The 15,130-nt window shown below is 64.6% G+C and carries 18 protein-coding genes; 5 read left to right on the top strand and 13 right to left on the bottom strand.

Annotated elements, in window-relative coordinates:
* Position 1: 1 nt before the first annotated feature.
* From IM738_RS23150 to IM738_RS23105, 10 genes are all read right to left on the bottom strand, one after another.
* Positions 2-571, bottom strand: a complete 570-nt coding sequence (locus IM738_RS23150) for a cyclic nucleotide-binding domain-containing protein (RefSeq protein WP_236963368.1) — start codon at positions 569-571, stop codon at positions 2-4.
* A gap of 120 nt (positions 572-691) precedes the next feature.
* Positions 692-1,108, bottom strand: coding sequence for a F0F1 ATP synthase subunit epsilon (locus tag IM738_RS23145; RefSeq protein ID WP_077334659.1), 417 nt, complete (start codon positions 1,106-1,108; stop codon positions 692-694).
* 68 nt (positions 1,109-1,176) lie between these two features.
* Entirely contained in the window at positions 1,177-2,583 is a 1,407-nt protein-coding gene (atpD, locus tag IM738_RS23140; protein WP_236963367.1) for a F0F1 ATP synthase subunit beta, read from the bottom strand.
* Positions 2,584-2,627: 44 nt separating this feature from the next.
* Positions 2,628-3,494: a F0F1 ATP synthase subunit gamma gene (atpG, locus tag IM738_RS23135; protein ID WP_236963366.1), complete on the bottom strand. Its 867-nt coding sequence runs from the start codon at positions 3,492-3,494 to the stop codon at positions 2,628-2,630.
* A 31-nt stretch (positions 3,495-3,525) separates the two neighbouring features.
* On the bottom strand, positions 3,526-5,082 hold the full coding sequence (atpA, locus tag IM738_RS23130) for a F0F1 ATP synthase subunit alpha (RefSeq protein WP_236963365.1): 1,557 nt from the start codon (positions 5,080-5,082) through the stop codon (positions 3,526-3,528).
* A 59-nt stretch (positions 5,083-5,141) separates the two neighbouring features.
* Positions 5,142-5,672, bottom strand: coding sequence for a F0F1 ATP synthase subunit delta (locus IM738_RS23125; protein ID WP_236963364.1), 531 nt, complete (start codon positions 5,670-5,672; stop codon positions 5,142-5,144).
* 53 nt (positions 5,673-5,725) lie between these two features.
* Positions 5,726-6,196, bottom strand: coding sequence for a F0F1 ATP synthase subunit B (locus IM738_RS23120; protein WP_236963363.1), 471 nt, complete (start codon positions 6,194-6,196; stop codon positions 5,726-5,728).
* Between the two features lie 124 nt (positions 6,197-6,320).
* Positions 6,321-6,572 carry a F0F1 ATP synthase subunit C gene (gene atpE / locus IM738_RS23115; RefSeq protein WP_236963362.1) on the bottom strand — a complete coding sequence of 84 codons (252 nt, stop codon included), beginning with the start codon at positions 6,570-6,572 and terminating at the stop codon, positions 6,321-6,323.
* Between the two features lie 78 nt (positions 6,573-6,650).
* Complete coding sequence (gene atpB / locus IM738_RS23110) at positions 6,651-7,529, bottom strand: F0F1 ATP synthase subunit A (protein WP_236963361.1); 879 nt, start codon at positions 7,527-7,529, stop codon at positions 6,651-6,653.
* 15 nt (positions 7,530-7,544) lie between these two features.
* Positions 7,545-8,063 (bottom strand): ATP synthase subunit I, encoded by a 519-nt coding sequence (locus IM738_RS23105; RefSeq protein WP_336886534.1) that lies wholly within the window; start codon positions 8,061-8,063, stop codon positions 7,545-7,547.
* 415 nt (positions 8,064-8,478) lie between these two features.
* Between IM738_RS23105 and IM738_RS23100 the strand changes: the two genes are divergently transcribed.
* The 5 genes from IM738_RS23100 (at position 8,479) to IM738_RS23080 (ending at position 12,385) form a co-directional block, all read left to right on the top strand.
* Positions 8,479-8,763, top strand: a complete 285-nt coding sequence (locus tag IM738_RS23100; RefSeq protein ID WP_236963360.1) for an HP0495 family protein — start codon at positions 8,479-8,481, stop codon at positions 8,761-8,763.
* Between the two features lie 2 nt (positions 8,764-8,765).
* Entirely contained in the window at positions 8,766-9,458 is a 693-nt protein-coding gene (gene lipB / locus IM738_RS23095) for a lipoyl(octanoyl) transferase LipB (RefSeq protein WP_236963359.1), read from the top strand.
* Between the two features lie 38 nt (positions 9,459-9,496).
* Positions 9,497-10,513 (top strand): lipoyl synthase, encoded by a 1,017-nt coding sequence (gene lipA, locus IM738_RS23090; RefSeq protein WP_236963358.1) that lies wholly within the window; start codon positions 9,497-9,499, stop codon positions 10,511-10,513.
* Between the two features lie 2 nt (positions 10,514-10,515).
* Positions 10,516-11,199, top strand: a complete 684-nt coding sequence (locus tag IM738_RS23085) for an AraC family transcriptional regulator (protein WP_236963357.1) — start codon at positions 10,516-10,518, stop codon at positions 11,197-11,199.
* 349 nt (positions 11,200-11,548) lie between these two features.
* Complete coding sequence (locus IM738_RS23080; RefSeq protein WP_236963356.1) at positions 11,549-12,385, top strand: DMT family transporter; 837 nt, start codon at positions 11,549-11,551, stop codon at positions 12,383-12,385.
* A gap of 156 nt (positions 12,386-12,541) precedes the next feature.
* Here the strand turns inward: IM738_RS23080 and ptsP are convergent, their stop codons facing one another.
* The 3 genes from ptsP to IM738_RS23065 form a co-directional block, all read right to left on the bottom strand.
* Complete coding sequence (gene ptsP, locus IM738_RS23075) at positions 12,542-14,314, bottom strand: phosphoenolpyruvate--protein phosphotransferase (protein ID WP_236963355.1); 1,773 nt, start codon at positions 14,312-14,314, stop codon at positions 12,542-12,544.
* A 121-nt stretch (positions 14,315-14,435) separates the two neighbouring features.
* Positions 14,436-14,705, bottom strand: coding sequence for an HPr family phosphocarrier protein (locus IM738_RS23070; RefSeq protein ID WP_236963354.1), 270 nt, complete (start codon positions 14,703-14,705; stop codon positions 14,436-14,438).
* Positions 14,674-15,120 (bottom strand): PTS sugar transporter subunit IIA, encoded by a 447-nt coding sequence (locus IM738_RS23065; protein WP_236963353.1) that lies wholly within the window; start codon positions 15,118-15,120, stop codon positions 14,674-14,676. Before IM738_RS23065 ends, IM738_RS23070 begins: the two co-directional genes overlap by 32 nt.
* Between the last annotated feature and the right edge of the window lie 10 nt (positions 15,121-15,130).

Here is a 15,130-nt window from a genome sequence, read left to right as displayed (position 1 = left end):
CTCAGTGCTTCCTGCCGCTGCGGGGGGTGCGGTTGTTCATCACCACCTGAAGCTCCTGCTGCAGGGCCTTGTTCATCTGGGCAAACGTTCGCAACTTGCGGGTGGTTTCGCGCAGCCGGTCGGCCATGCGCTTGGAAATGGCCAGCAGCAGCCGGGCACCCACAGCGGGCTCGGCCTTGAGCAGACGCATGAGCGCCGTGCGGGACAGCACCGCGGCGGCGATGTCGGTGGTGGCGGTGCAGGTGGCCGAACGCGGCGAGCCATCGAGCACCCCCATCTCGCCGATGAGATGTCCGGGGCCGATGATGTTGACCACCATGCTGCCCTCGTGGCCAGGCAGTTCGTTCTCCACCGAGATGTCCCCTTCCAGCACCAGCAACATGTAGTCGTTGCGCTTGACCTCACCCTCGTGAATGAAGACGGTGCCGGACTTGATCCGGTGGGGACGCATGTAGGCGACGACACGCATGGCATCGCCCAGGGTCAGGTCATCCAGCGCGGACGGCGTCACCAGCAACCGAGCCGCCACCTCTTCCGGCGCCATTTCAGGGCTTTCAAATATCGAGGTCATCGCTTGTTCATCCGGGATGTTCACCTTCCATCAATGATCCCACCGCCACCAGAGCCTGCCACGCCTCGACGAAAAAAAGCCGGCATGTGCCGGCTTTTTCATGCAACGCGCGAAGGCATGTCACTTTTTCTGACGGTATTTGCGCAGCGCGGCGATCTGGGCGGCCATGACCGCCAGCTCGGACGTGGCCTTGGCCAGGTCGATATCGCTCTTGGCGTTCTTGACCGCTTCTTCGGCGTGCTTGCGCGCGTCGGTGGCCTTGGCTTCGTCCAGGTCCTTGCCACGGATGGCGGTGTCGGACAGCACGGTGATGCAGTGCGGCTGCACCTCCAAAATGCCACCGGCCACGAACACGAACTCTTCGCCACCGTCGGCTTTTTCGATGCGCACGGCACCGGGCTTGATGCGGGTGATCAGCGGGATGTGACCGGGCAGGATGCCCAGCTCACCGGCTTCACCCGGCAGGGCCACGAACTTGGCTTCACCGGAGAAGATGGACTCCTCGGCGCTGACCACATCGACGTGGATGGTGCTCATAGTTACTCCAGAGAAAAGGTGAAAGAGGTTTCAGCGATGAGGAACCGCTTGCGCGGCCCCGGTCATGCTTAGGCGACTTTCTTGGCCTTCTCAAACGCCTCGTCGATGGTACCGACCATGTAGAAGGCCTGCTCCGGCAGGTGATCGCACTCGCCGGCGGTGATCATCTTGAAACCACGGATGGTTTCCGACAGCGGCACGTACTTGCCGGGCGAGCCGGTGAACACTTCAGCGACGTGGAACGGCTGCGAAAGGAAACGCTGGATCTTGCGGGCGCGGGCCACGGCCAGCTTGTCTTCAGGGGCCAGTTCGTCCATGCCCAGAATGGCGATGATGTCGCGCAGTTCCTTGTAGCGCTGCAGCGTGCCCTGCACGGCGCGGGCGGTTTCGTAGTGCTCCTGACCCACGACCAGCGGGTCCAGCTGGCGGCTGGTGGAGTCGAGCGGGTCCACGGCGGGATAGATACCCAGAGAAGCGATGTCACGCGACAGCACCACGGTGGAATCCAGGTGGGCGAAGGTGGTGGCAGGCGACGGGTCGGTCAAGTCATCGGCCGGCACGTACACGGCCTGGATGGAGGTGATCGAGCCCACCTTGGTGGAGGTGATGCGCTCTTGCAGACGGCCCATTTCCTCGGCCAGCGTCGGCTGGTAGCCCACGGCGGAAGGCATGCGGCCCAGCAGTGCGGACACTTCGGTACCGGCCAGCGTGTAGCGGTAGATGTTGTCCACGAAGAACAGCACGTCCTTGCCTTCGTCGCGGAACGACTCGGCGATGGTCAGGCCGGTCAGGGCCACGCGCAGGCGGTTGCCCGGGGGCTCGTTCATCTGACCGTAGACCATGGCCACTTTGGACTCACCCAGGTTCTCCAGGTTCACCACGCCCGAATCGGCCATCTCGTGGTAGAAGTCGTTGCCCTCACGGGTGCGCTCGCCCACACCAGCGAACACCGACAGACCGCTGTGGGCCTTGGCGATGTTGTTGATGAGTTCCATCATGTTCACGGTCTTGCCGACACCGGCGCCACCGAACAGACCCACCTTACCGCCCTTGGCGAACGGGCAGACCAGATCGATCACCTTGATGCCGGTTTCCAGCAGTTCCTGCGAAGGCGACAGCTCGTCATACGCCGGTGCCTTGCGGTGAATGGGAGCGGTCAGGGTCTGGTCCACAGGGCCACGTTCGTCGATGGGCGCGCCCAGCACGTCCATGATGCGGCCCAGGGTGGCCTTGCCCACGGGCACGGTGATGTTGGCGTGGGTGTTGGTCACCAGCATGCCACGGCGCAGGCCGTCAGACGAACCCAGCGCAATCGTGCGCACCACGCCGTCGCCCAGCTGTTGCTGGACTTCCAGCGTCAGGGCAGAGCCCTCCATTTTCAGGGCGTCATAAACGCGCGGCATCTCGTTGCGCGGAAACTCCACGTCAACCACGGCGCCGATGCACTGAACAATCTTGCCTTGTACTTGAGACATGATGGATACCTTTTAAATTCTCTGAATTCTGTTGAACGGCTGCTTCAGACCGCTGCGGCGCCAGCGACGATTTCCGAAAGTTCTTTCGTGATCGCGGCCTGACGGGTCTTGTTGTAGACCAGCTTGAGTTCGCCGATGACGCTGCCGGCGTTGTCGGTGGCGGCCTTCATGGCCACCATGCGCGCGGACTGCTCCGAAGCCATGTTCTCGGCGACGGCCTGGTAGACCTGGGCTTCCACATAACGCAGCAGCAGCTCGTCGATCACGGAGGCCGCATCGGGCTCGTAGACGTAATCCCAGTCCCGGCCTTTTGCACCATCCTGCAGGTCGCCCGCATTCAGGGGCAACAGCTGCTCGGACACCGCTTCCTGTTTCATCGTGTTGATGAAGCGGGTGTAGCAGAGGTAGACCGCGTTGATGCGACCTTCGGTGTATGCATCGAGCAGCACCTTGACGGGGCCGATCAGCTTGTCGAGGTGGGGCGTGTCCCCCAGGCCGACAGCGCTGGACACCACCTTGGCGTTGATGCGGTTGAGAAAGCCCAGGCCCTTGTTGCCAATGGCCACGGCCTCAGCGCTCACGCCTTTGCTCTGCAGATCCTTGAGCTGGTTCGTGAGTGCACGCAGCACGTTGGTGTTCATGCCGCCGCACAGACCTTTGTCGGTCGTGACCACGACAAAACCGGCGGTCTTGGCGTCGTTGGTCTGCATGAACGGGTGCGTGTACTCCGGGTTCGCACGGCTCAGGTTGCCGGTGATCTGACGCACTTTTTCGGCGTAAGGCCGGGCCGCACGCATGCGGTCCTGCGCCTTGCGCATTTTGGAGGCGGCGACCATTTCCATGGCTTTGGTGATCTTCTTGGTGTTCTCCACCGATTTGATCTTGCCGCGTATTTCCTTGCCTGCTGCCATTGCTGCTCCTTTATCGGGTCAATGGGCCGGATCAGTACGTGCCGGTTTTCTTGAAGTCGGCAATAGCGGCAGCCAGCTGGGCTTCAGCGTCCTTGTCCATGGCACGTTCGGCTTCCAGCTTGGCCAGCAGCGCGGCGTGCTTGTCCTTCAGGAAGGCGTGCATGCCGGATTCGAAGGCCAGCACCTTCTTGACATCGATGTCGTCCAGGTAACCCTTGTTCACGGCAAACAGCGTGGACGCCATGATGCCGATGGACTGGGGCGAGTACTGCGCCTGCTTGAGCAGTTCGGTCACGCGGGCACCGCGGTCGAGCTGCTTGCGGGTGGCTTCGTCCAGATCAGAAGCGAACTGCGCGAACGCAGCCAGTTCACGGTACTGTGCCAGGTCGGTACGGATACCACCGGACAGGTTCTTGATCAGCTTGGTCTGGGCAGCACCACCGACGCGCGACACCGAAATACCGGCGTTGATGGCGGGGCGGATACCGGCGTTGAACAGGCTGGTTTCCAGAAAGATCTGGCCGTCGGTGATCGAAATCACGTTGGTCGGCACGAAAGCGGACACGTCGCCGGCCTGCGTTTCGATGATGGGCAGTGCGGTCAGCGAACCGGTCTTGCCCTTGACTTCACCCTTGGTGAAGGCTTCGACGTAGTCGGCGTTCACACGAGCCGCACGCTCCAGCAGGCGGCTGTGGAGATAGAACACGTCGCCGGGGTAGGCTTCGCGGCCGGGCGGGCGGCGCAGCAACAGCGACACTTGGCGGTAGGCCACGGCCTGCTTGGACAGATCGTCGTACACGATCAGAGCGTCTTGGCCGCGATCGCGGAAGTACTCGCCCATGGTGCAGCCGGAGTAGGCCGACAGGTACTGCATGGCAGCCGATTCAGAGGCGGAAGCGGCCACGACGATGGTGTATTCCATCGCGCCGGCCTGCTCCAGGGCACGCACCACGTTCTTGATCGACGAGGCCTTCTGGCCAATCGCGACGTAAACGCAGGTCATGTTCTGACCCTTCTGGTTGATGATGGCGTCGATGGCCACGGCGGTCTTGCCGGTCTGGCGGTCGCCAATGATCAGCTCGCGCTGGCCACGGCCCACGGGCACCATCGAGTCGATCGACTTCAGACCGGTCTGCACCGGCTGGTCCACCGATTTGCGGGCGATCACGCCCGGAGCGACCTTTTCGATCACGTCAGTCATCTTGGCGTTGATCGGGCCCTTGCCGTCGATCGGCTGACCCAGCGCGTTGACCACGCGGCCAATCAGCTCGGGGCCGACCGGCACTTCCAGAATGCGACCCGTGCACTTGACGGTTTCGCCTTCGGAGATGTGTTCGTATTCACCCAGAATCACGCAGCCGACGGAGTCGCGCTCGAGGTTCAGTGCCAGGCCGAAGGACGGCACACCGTCCTTGTTGGCCGGGAATTCCAGCATTTCGCCCTGCATCACATCGGACAGGCCGTGGACGCGAACGATACCGTCGGTGACCGACACCACGGTGCCCTGGTTGCGCACATCGCTCGATGCGCCCAGTCCCTCGATGCGGGACTTGATCAATTCGGAGATTTCGGCGGGATTGAGTTGCATGACTCTTTCCTTCTTTCGTTAAATGGGATGAGGGCGCACTGCGATGGGCTGTCGGGCAATCAAGCCGTCAGGGCCAGTTTCATTTGTTCCAGGCGGGCTTTGATCGAGGTGTCGAGCACCTCGTCGCCCACCACCACACGCACACCACCGATCAGATCGGGCTGCAGTTGGACCTGCAGGTTGAGCTTGCGGCCAAAGCGTTTTTCCAGCACACCCGAGAGATCGGCCAGCGCAGCGCTGTCCATCTCGAAGGCGCTGTGCACCACGGCGTCGAAACTGCCCTGCTGGGCGTTCTTCAACACGCGGAACTGCGCTGCGATTTCGGGCAAGGCGGCAATGCGGCCGTTGTCGATCACCGTTCGCAGGAAGTTCTGGGCCATGACCGGCAGTGCATTCTTGAGCACACCGGTGATGACGCCGAACACCTGCTCGGACGAGGACTTGGGCGCATCGGCGAACTGGCGGAGCTGCTCATTGGAAGCAACTGCGGCCAGCTCATCGAGCCAGACGGCGGTACCGGCCGCGTCAGCACCAGCGGACTGGAACAGCGCCTCGGCGTAGGGGCGGGCAATGGTGGCAATTTCGGCCATGGTCTACCTTTGGATGCCTGCGGGTATCGAATGGAACGTGAGCGTCAGGCGATTCAGAGTTCGGTCTTCAGGCGACCCAGCAACTCGGCGTGAACGCCGGCGTTGACTTCGCGCTTGAGGATCTGCTCGGCACCCTTGACGGCCAGTGCGGCCACTTCTTCGCGCAGCGCTTCACGGGCCTTGACGACCTGCTGTTCGGCTTCCTGGCGTGCGGCGGCCACGATCTTGGCTGCTTCGTCCGTGGCGCGGGCTTTCGCCTCTTCGATCACGGTCTGGGCACGGCGCTCGGCGTCGGCCAGGCGGGTGGCGGCCTCGTTGCGCGACTGGCTCAACTCTGCTTCCACGCGCTTGTTGGCCACGGCCAGTTCGGACTTGGCCTTCTCGGCCGATGCCAGTCCTTCGGAAATCTTCAACGCACGCTCGTCAAGAGCTTTGGCGATCGGGGGCCACACGAATTTCATCGTGAACCACACCAGGATCGCAAAGACGACAGCCTGCGCAAAGAGGGTTGCATTGATATTCATCGCAACGCCTTTCTGTGTGTTGACAAGAGTGGTGACGCGCTTGCTGCAGCGTCAGCGGGCCACCGGATTGCAGACCAGAACCAACCGGCCTGCGGGGCGCCGCCGCGCACGGCAGCAAAACCCATTAAGCGGCGAGCGTGAAGGGGTTAGCGAAGGCGAACAGCAGGGCAATGGCCACGCCGATCAGGAAGGCCGCATCGATCAGACCAGCCAAGATGAACATCTTGGTTTGCAGGTCGTTCATGAGTTCAGGCTGGCGGGCCGACGACTCGAGGAACTTGCCACCCATCAGGGCGATACCGATAGAGGCGCCGATGGCACCCAGACCGACGATGAGACCGCAAGCCAGTGCGACGAGACCCAGAACGTTTTCCATGATGACTCCTATGAGATGAACGAAGGTTGAGAAAGGAAAGAAACGAAAGAACTAGAGAGCGAGGTGAAACCGCGCAACTTAGTGAGCGTCATGCGCTTGACCCAGATAAATCAGGGCCAGCATCATGAAAATGAACGCCTGCAAGGTGATGACCAGGATATGGAACAAGGTCCACACCGTGCCTGCGATCACGTGTCCGACGAAGAAGAGCCCACCCGACAACGAGAGGGAGGCGAAGCCACCCAGCAGCGCGATCAGCATGAACACCAGTTCACCCGCGAACATGTTGCCAAACAACCGCATGCCGTGCGAAACCGTCTTCGCCACGAACTCGATCATCTGCATCAGGAAGTTGGTCACACCCAGAAGGAGCGCCCAGACAGGATTCTTGCTGGTGCCGAACGGGGCGGTCACCAATTCGTGCGCCCAACCGCCCAGACCCTTGATCTTGAGGTTGTAGAACACACACATCAGCAGCACGGAGACCGACAGGCCCAGCGTGGTGGAGAGGTCGGCGGTGGGCACGACACGCAGGTAGGCGTGGTGCGGATCGTGGCCAGCAGCGCCATAAATCCCCTCCCAGATCTTCGGGAGCAGATCCACCGGCAGCATGTCCATGAAGTTCATGGCGAAGATCCAGCAGAACACGGTGAGCGCCAGCGGGGCGACCAGCTTGCGGCTGTGGGCGTTGTGGATCACGCCCTTCGCCTGGCTGTCCACCATCTCGACCAGCATTTCCACCGCCGCCTGGAAACGACCCGGCACACCGGCGTGCGCCGTGCGCGCCGCACGCCAGAGGAAGAAACACACGATCGCACCCAGCAGCGAGCTGAAGATGACGGAGTCGATGTTGATGACCGAAAAGTCGACGATGAAGCCCTGCTTCTGGTTCGTCAGATGGGTCAAGTGGTGGCGAATGTACTCACCAGGGGTGGGACCGATACCTTCTGCAGCCATGTTCGTTCGCGCCAATCAACCGTTTACGTTTGAACGCCTGGCTTGGGCCCAAAACCCAAACCAGTACACCTTGAGAGTCAACACCAGACCGGCCAGAAGGCCGAGCCAGCTGAGTTCCGGGACGATTTTCGGAGCCAGCCACAACATGGCGACCGCCAGCAAAATCTTGACCCCTTCCCACAGCAAAAAACCTGCAAATGCAGCCTGCGCCACACCTGCCAACAGCCGGGACAGAAAACTGGAGGTCAACCCGTAGGCCATCAGGGCCGAAGGAAACACCACCGCTGCCGCGCCGTAAAGAACCGACCAGGCCACCGGAGCGCGCTGCGTCAGCAACCACCCCAACAATCCCGCCGTCAGCCCCACCAGCAACTGCATCCCCACCAGCCGCCAGACCGAAATCTCCGGCTGGCTCGCTCGCCACTGCTGCGCTTCCTCCCGCGTCAGGGGCTTGAATTCGGGCTCTTGCGACCCATCTTCGTCCCACTCATCGCCTGGTTGCGCTGTCGACTCAAGCCTCGGCATTGTCGGCATGGCAAATTACTCACAGGTTACAAATGAAAGCGTGAAGTTTCGCAAAGCCGCTGATTATACGTAGAAACCCCATGGCTCCGTCAAGCCGCTGGGCAGGCTACCCCTCGGCCGCAAGTGGCGCCTGATAATCTCCTGTTGCAAAGGTCGAACCTGGCCGCAACAAGCTTCGGTCAGATGGCCTGCTCCTCTTGAAAGCGGGTCACACGCGCTCGTGCGGCGACCAGCAGAATGCCCGACCAGGCGCTGATTGTCGACGACGGGCGCCATCAAGTGATGACGGCCCCAGACCTCAAAATTCTCAGAATGGCACAAACCACGCTCTCTCCGATGCCCACTGCCCCGGCTCCCTGCCGCCCGTGCGGAGCGCCCATCACCGTGTTTCACACGGCCAGCACGTCAACCTGAGGAGTTCGCCATGGACCTGCCCCGCCCCATTCCTCCCGAGCAATCCCTCATCGAGTACCCCTGCCACTTCCCCATCAAGGTGATGGGGGCCAACGTGGACGGCTATGTGACCGCCATGACCCATGTGGCCAAGGCCTTCGACGCCAGTTTCGACGCCTCGACCATTGAGCTGCGTCCGAGCAAGGCCGGCAACTACATGGGTCTGACGCTGTCGGTGTACGTGACCAGTCGCGAGCAGCTCGACGAGCTGTACCGCACACTGACCACACACCCGATGGTCAAGATCGTTCTCTGACCATGCAGGTCCGCAACCTCGGCCGGGTGAACTGCGCGCCCACCTGCGACGCCATGGTGGCCTTCACCGCAGCCCGGACGCCCGAGACAGCCGACGAGCTCTGGGTCTGTGAGCATCCGCCCGTGTTCACCCAGGGCATCGCTGGCAAAGAAGGCCATCTGCTGGCGCCGGGCGACATCCCGGTGATCCAGACCAACCGCGGCGGCCAGGTCACGTACCACGGACCTGGGCAGGTGGTGGCCTACCCGCTGATCGATCTGCAACGCGCTGGCTACTTCGTCAAGGAATACGTCTACCGCATCGAGGAGGCGGTGATCCGCACCCTGAACCACTTCGGCGTGACTGGCCACCGCGTGGGTGGCGCGCCGGGCATCTATGTGCGGCTGGACGACCCGGCCAGCCACGCCCTGCTGCCACAACGTCCCCAAAAGAAGGTGGTTGGCCAACCCGCCGCCGAGCCCGACTTCACCGGGCTGGGCAAGATCGCTGCGCTCGGCATCAAGGTCAGCCGCCACTGCACCTATCACGGGGTGGCGCTCAACGTCGCCATGGACCTGCAGCCCTACTGGCGCATCAACCCGTGCGGGTATGCGGGCCTGCAGACGGTGGATCTTTCTACAATCGGGGTTGCCGTTTCATGGGACGAAGCGGCCCAGGTTCTGAGTCAGAAGCTCGGCGCCACCCTCAGCCCCTGATCCCCCCGCTCCTCCATTTCGCCGCCCGCGCCCAAGCCATGACCCGCCCCGACACACCCACAGCCGACGCCCAGAACACGGTCCGCGAAGCCCAGCCCGCCGCCGGCTACGACGCCACGGCCAAGCAGAAGAGCCAGGCCAAGACCTCGCGCATCCCGATCAAGATCGTGCCGGCCGAGGTGCTGAAGAAGCCCGATTGGATCCGCGTCAAGGCCGGTTCGCCGACCACGCGTTTCTACGAGATCAAGGACGTGTTGCGCGCCAACAAGCTGGTGACGGTGTGCGAGGAAGCCAGCTGCCCCAACATCGGCGAATGCTTCGGCAAGGGCACAGCCACCTTCATGATCATGGGCGACAAGTGCACACGCCGCTGCCCGTTCTGCGACGTGGGCCATGGCCGCCCGGACCCGCTGGACGTGAACGAGCCCGAGAACCTCGCCAAGACCATCGCCCAGCTCAAACTCAAGTACGTGGTGATCACCAGCGTGGACCGCGACGACCTGCGTGACGGTGGCGCCGGCCACTTCGTCGAGTGCATTCGCAAGACGCGCGAGCTCTCGCCCGGCACCCAGATCGAAGTGCTGGTGCCCGACTTCCGCGGCCGCGATGACCGCGCGCTGGAGATTCTCAAGGCGGCACCCCCCGACGTGATGAACCACAACCTGGAGACCGCGCCCCGCCTGTACAAGGAGGCGCGCCCCGGCTCGGACTACCAGTTCAGCCTGAACCTGCTCAAGAAGTTCAAGGCCCTGTTCCCGCACGTGCCCACCAAGAGCGGCCTGATGGTCGGGCTGGGCGAAACCGACGAGGAAATCCTCGACGTGATGCGCGACATGCGCGCGCACGACATCGAGATGCTGACCATCGGCCAATACCTCGCGCCCAGCGGCCACCACCTGCCGGTGCGCCGCTACGTGCACCCCGACACCTTCAAGATGTTCGAGGCCGAGGCCTACAAGATGGGCTTCACCCACGCCGCCGTGGGCGCCATGGTGCGCAGCTCGTACCACGCCGACCAGCAGGCGCACGGCGTGCTGAACGCCAGCAAGGCCTGAGCGTGAGCCACCGGGCCGATGCCTTGTCGGTCCGGCGCTACGGCGCCTCGCACGGCAGCCACACGCACGAACACTTCCAGATCCTGCTGGGATTGGACGGCGTGCTGGAACTGGAGGTGAACGGCCGAGGCCGTCGCATCTCAGCCGGTGACGGTGCGGTGATCGCTCCGGGAGACCGCCACGATTTCGTGGCCGCCAGCATCGCGCGGTGCCTGGTGCTGGATTCGAACGACACCCGCTGGCAATACGCGCTCGGCCACCCGGAGCCCCGGGCGCTGGCGCCCCTCGCCCGCTACCTCGCGACCGCCTGTGACAGCGCCCTGCCGCGAGCCCGGCTGCTGGGCCCCGATCTGCTGCTGGAAGCCTGGACACCCCCTCTCGTGCCTCAGCGGCCCCGTCGCGCCATCGACTGGAGCGCGCTGACCGCCTGGGTGCAGGCACGCGGTCACGAGCCTTTGCAGGTGGATGATTTGGCGGCGTGCGCTCACCTGAGCGCCGCACAGTTCACCACCCGTTGCCGCGAAGAACGCGGCATGAGCCCCATGGCGTGGGTCCGCGAGCTGCGCCTGGCGGAGGCTCGGCGGCTTCGGGGCCAGGGCCTGCCCGTGGCCGAGGTGGCCCGGCGCACCGGCTACCGCTCACCGTCGGCACTGACCGCAGCCCAGCGCCGTCTGGCCGGTCGCTGACACGAACCACCGGATCTCGACGATCTGCCCGCGGCTGGCGACGGCGCAAGCGGTAAGGTCGCAGGGATGCGCCTTCCCCCTCCTCCATCACCTTTTGGGGCCGGATTCATCCTCTCCCGAGCGGTCGTGGCGTCGGGCGCAGGCATCAGCGGTGGCCCAGCGCCCGACAGGCCCACTCCACACACGACACCTCACTCTCGGCGTGTGTGCACTCCCGCTGGGGCACGGCCTTCACATGAGGTCCGTGCCACCGAGCAACGCTGCGTCACACCGATCACACACCCATCCGCCGTGATTGAACACGCCCATGGATGGTCCTCATGAAACACACACCGACCGGAGCCTTCGCGTGAGCGCCAACCCGCTGGCGCTGGGCGCCATTGCCCTGTGGGCGTCCTTGGCGGCGCTGGGCGTGTCACTGTCCCACGTCCCGCCCTTCCTGCTCACCGGCCTCTCGCTGCTGATCGGCAGCCTGATCGCCTTGCCACTCTCGCGCTTCGACTGGCGCCAGTGGCGCGTGCCCGGCGCTACGCTGGCGCTCGGCGTGTACGGTCTGTTCGGCTTCCACTTCCTGCTCTTCATCGCGCTGCGCCACGCGCCGCCGGTGCAGGCGAACCTGGTGAACTACCTGTGGCCGCTGGGCATCGTGGTCATGGCGCCGCTGTTCCTGCCCGGCGTGTCGCTCACCACGCGCCACGTGTTCGCGGCGCTGCTCGGCTTCGCCGGTGCGGCGCTCGCGATCCTCGGGCGAGGTGGTGATGGTGCCCAGGCGGTGTGGGCCTGGGGCTACATCCCGGCCGCGGCCTCGGCCTTCATCTGGGCCAGCTACTCGCTGATGACGAAACGCGTGCGTGCCTTCCCCACCGCGGCCATCGGCAGCTTCGCCCTGGTCTCGGGCCTGCTCTCGCTGCTGTGCCACGCGGTGCTGGAGCCGGCGGTGGCGCTGTCGGCCCGCGACTGGGGCCTGATCGCCATGCTCGGCCTGGGCCCGCTGGGCGGCGCGTTCTTCCTGTGGGACGCGGCGCTCAAGCGCGGCGACGCGCGGCAGATCGGCGTGCTCAGCTTCCTCACGCCGCTGCTGTCCACGCTCACGCTGCTCTGGGTGCGCGGCGAAACACCCAGCGCGTCGGTCGCCGTGGCGGCAGTGATGATCATCGGCGCGGCGGTGATGGCGACGCGCCGATAGCCTCCTCCAAAGGTTGAGGCACACATCAAAGCAATGCGGCGCTGACAAGGGACCGGGTCGAAGCGCGTGCCCCAACCCAGGATGCCGCGGAACCGGCTCCGCCGGGCCGCAGGCATCGCCCCTTGGGGGGTGACGCGCAGCGGCGCGGGGGGGGGCCTAATCCGCCATGAGTGCTGCCGGGTCCTCGGCCGCCAGCACCGTTTGCGCCCAGGTGGCGAGCTTGGTGGTGTCGCAGCGCAGGATCTGCTGTTTGACCGCCAGGATCTGTGAGGGGTGCATGGAAAAGCTGCGCAGGCCCAGGCCGAGCAGCAGGCGCGTCATGCTCACGTCGCCGGCCATTTCGCCGCAGACGCTCACCCCCTTGCCCTGCGCCCGCGCCTGAGCGATGGTGCTGGCCAGCAGGTGCAGCACGGCCGGGTGCACCGGGTCGTAGAGGTGGGACACGGCCTCATCGGCGCGGTCGATCGCCAGTGTGTACTGGATGAGGTCGTTGGTGCCGATGGACAGGAAATCGAAGTGACGCAGGAACAGCGGGATCGTCAGCGCCGCGGCGGGCACCTCGATCATCGCGCCCAGCCGCACCGGGCCGTGCACCTGGCCGCGCGCATCGAGCTGTGCGCGGGCCTTGTCGACCAATGCCAACGTCTGGCGGATTTCGCTGGCGTGGGCCAGCATGGGCACGAGCAGGTTGATCGGCCCGAACGCCGCGGCACGCAGGATGGCGCGCAGCTGCACCAGGAACATGGCCGGGTCGGCCAGGCTCCAGCGGATGGCGCGCAGGCCCAGCGCCGGGTTGAGGTGGTCTTCGCCGGCGCGCACAGGGGAGCGGTCCAGCGGTTTGTCGGCCCCCACATCCACCGTGCGGATGGTCACCGGCAGCCCCTGCATGCCATCCACCGCGCGCCGGTAGGCGCCGAACTGCTCTTCTTCGTCGGGCAGTTTGCCGTTGCGCCCCATGAAGAGGAACTCGGTGCGGAACAGGCCCACGCCCACAGCGCCGGCCTTGAGCGCACCGACCGCGTCTTCGGGCTGTTCGATGTTGGCGAGCAGCTCGATCTTCTGGCCGTCGAGCGTGACGGCGGGCGTGTTTTTCAGGCGCGACAGCCGCTCGCGCTCGACCTCACCCTGCCGCTGCTTGAAACCGTATTCGGCGAGCAGGATGGGCGAGGGGTCGACCACCACCACGCCGGCGTCGCCGTCGATGATGACCCAGTCGTCCTGATTGATCAGGTGGCTGGCCGAGCGCGCCCCGACCACGGCCGGGATGTCCATGCTGCGCGCGACAATGGCGGTGTGGCTGGTCTTGCCGCCCACGTCGGTGACGAACCCGGCGAACACGCTCTGCTTGAACTGCAGCATGTCGGCCGGCGAGAGGTCGTGTGCGATCAGCACCAGCGGCACGTCCACCGTGGGGTCGAACAGGGTCTCACCTTTGCCGGCCGCGCCCGCCGGGGCCGGAGCGGCCACGGGCGAAGCGACGCCGCGCATGTAGCGAAGCATGCGTTCGACCACCTGCTCCAGGTCGGCCTTGCGCTCGCGCAGGTAGGGATCTTCCATCTCGTCGAACTGGCGCGCGATCACCTCCAGCTGGGTGGTCAGCGCCCACTCGGCGTTGTAGTGGCGGTCCACGATCCAGTGCTTGACGCCGCTGGTGAGCTGCTCGTCCTGCAGCAGCATGAGGTGCACGTCAAGCAGGGCGCTGAGTTCGGGGTGGGCGTCGTTGGAGCCCAGCTCGCCCAGGCTGCCCTGCACCCGCTCGATTTCTTCGACCACGGCGTTGCGTGCATGGCGCAGGCGCAGGATCTCTGCATCGACCTGCTCGGGCTTGACGAAGTAGTGCGCCACGTCCATGCGACTGGACGCCACGATCACCGCCCGCCCGATGGCGATGCCGCGTGAGACCGCGAGACCGTGGACGGTGAAGCTCATGCGCAGCGTGCCCCCACGCTCCGCCGCGTGCGCGGGTCGCTGCCCCCCAAGGGGGCTGTTTCGCCTTGGGGCGGCCCGGCGGCGAAACGCCCTTGCTCCGACATGCGCCCGTATTTCAAGATCACTCCCCCTCGCCGAACTTGTCGTTGATCAGCGCGACGATGGCGTCCATCGCGGCCTGCTCGTCGGCACCGTTGGTTTCGACCTCGACCGTGGTCCCCAGACCGGCGGCCAGCATCATGACGCCCATGATGCTTTTCGCGTTGATGCGGCGCTCGCCGCGCGACATCCAGACCTCGCAGCTGTGGCTGCCCGCCAGTTTGGTGAGTTTGGCCGAAGCACGGGCGTGCAGCCCGAGCTTATTGCTGATGGTCACGGTGGTCTTGATCATGGGTGGTTCTTCTCGCCTGATTTTGGGGTGCGGTCACGGCCACCTGGATCACGCCCTGCGTTGCCCCGATCATGGCGCGCGAAATCAGCGCGTCCAGCGACTCGTGCCGGTAGGACACGGTGCGCAGCAGCATGGGCAGGTTGACGCCGGTGATCAGCTTGGAGCGCACACCATCCACGAGCTTCTGTGCCACGTTGCAGGGGGTGGCGCCAAACACATCGGCCACGACCAGGGTGTTGGGCTGGTTCAGCTGCCGCATGAGGATGCGCGCCTGGGCCAGCGACTCTTCGGGTGGCGCATTGGGCTGAACATCCAGGGCCGACACCGCGTCAGCGCTGTCGGGAAACACATGCAACACACACTGGCGCAAGGCCGAAGCCAGCGGCGCGTGGGCAATGATGAGGATGCCGTTCATCCCCGGGAGT

It is taken from the genome of Hydrogenophaga sp. SL48, assembly GCF_021729865.1.
Classification (GTDB): domain Bacteria; phylum Pseudomonadota; class Gammaproteobacteria; order Burkholderiales; family Burkholderiaceae_C; genus Hydrogenophaga.
Note: the sequence above shows the minus strand (reverse complement) of the source record. Positions and strands in the feature narration are given on the sequence as shown.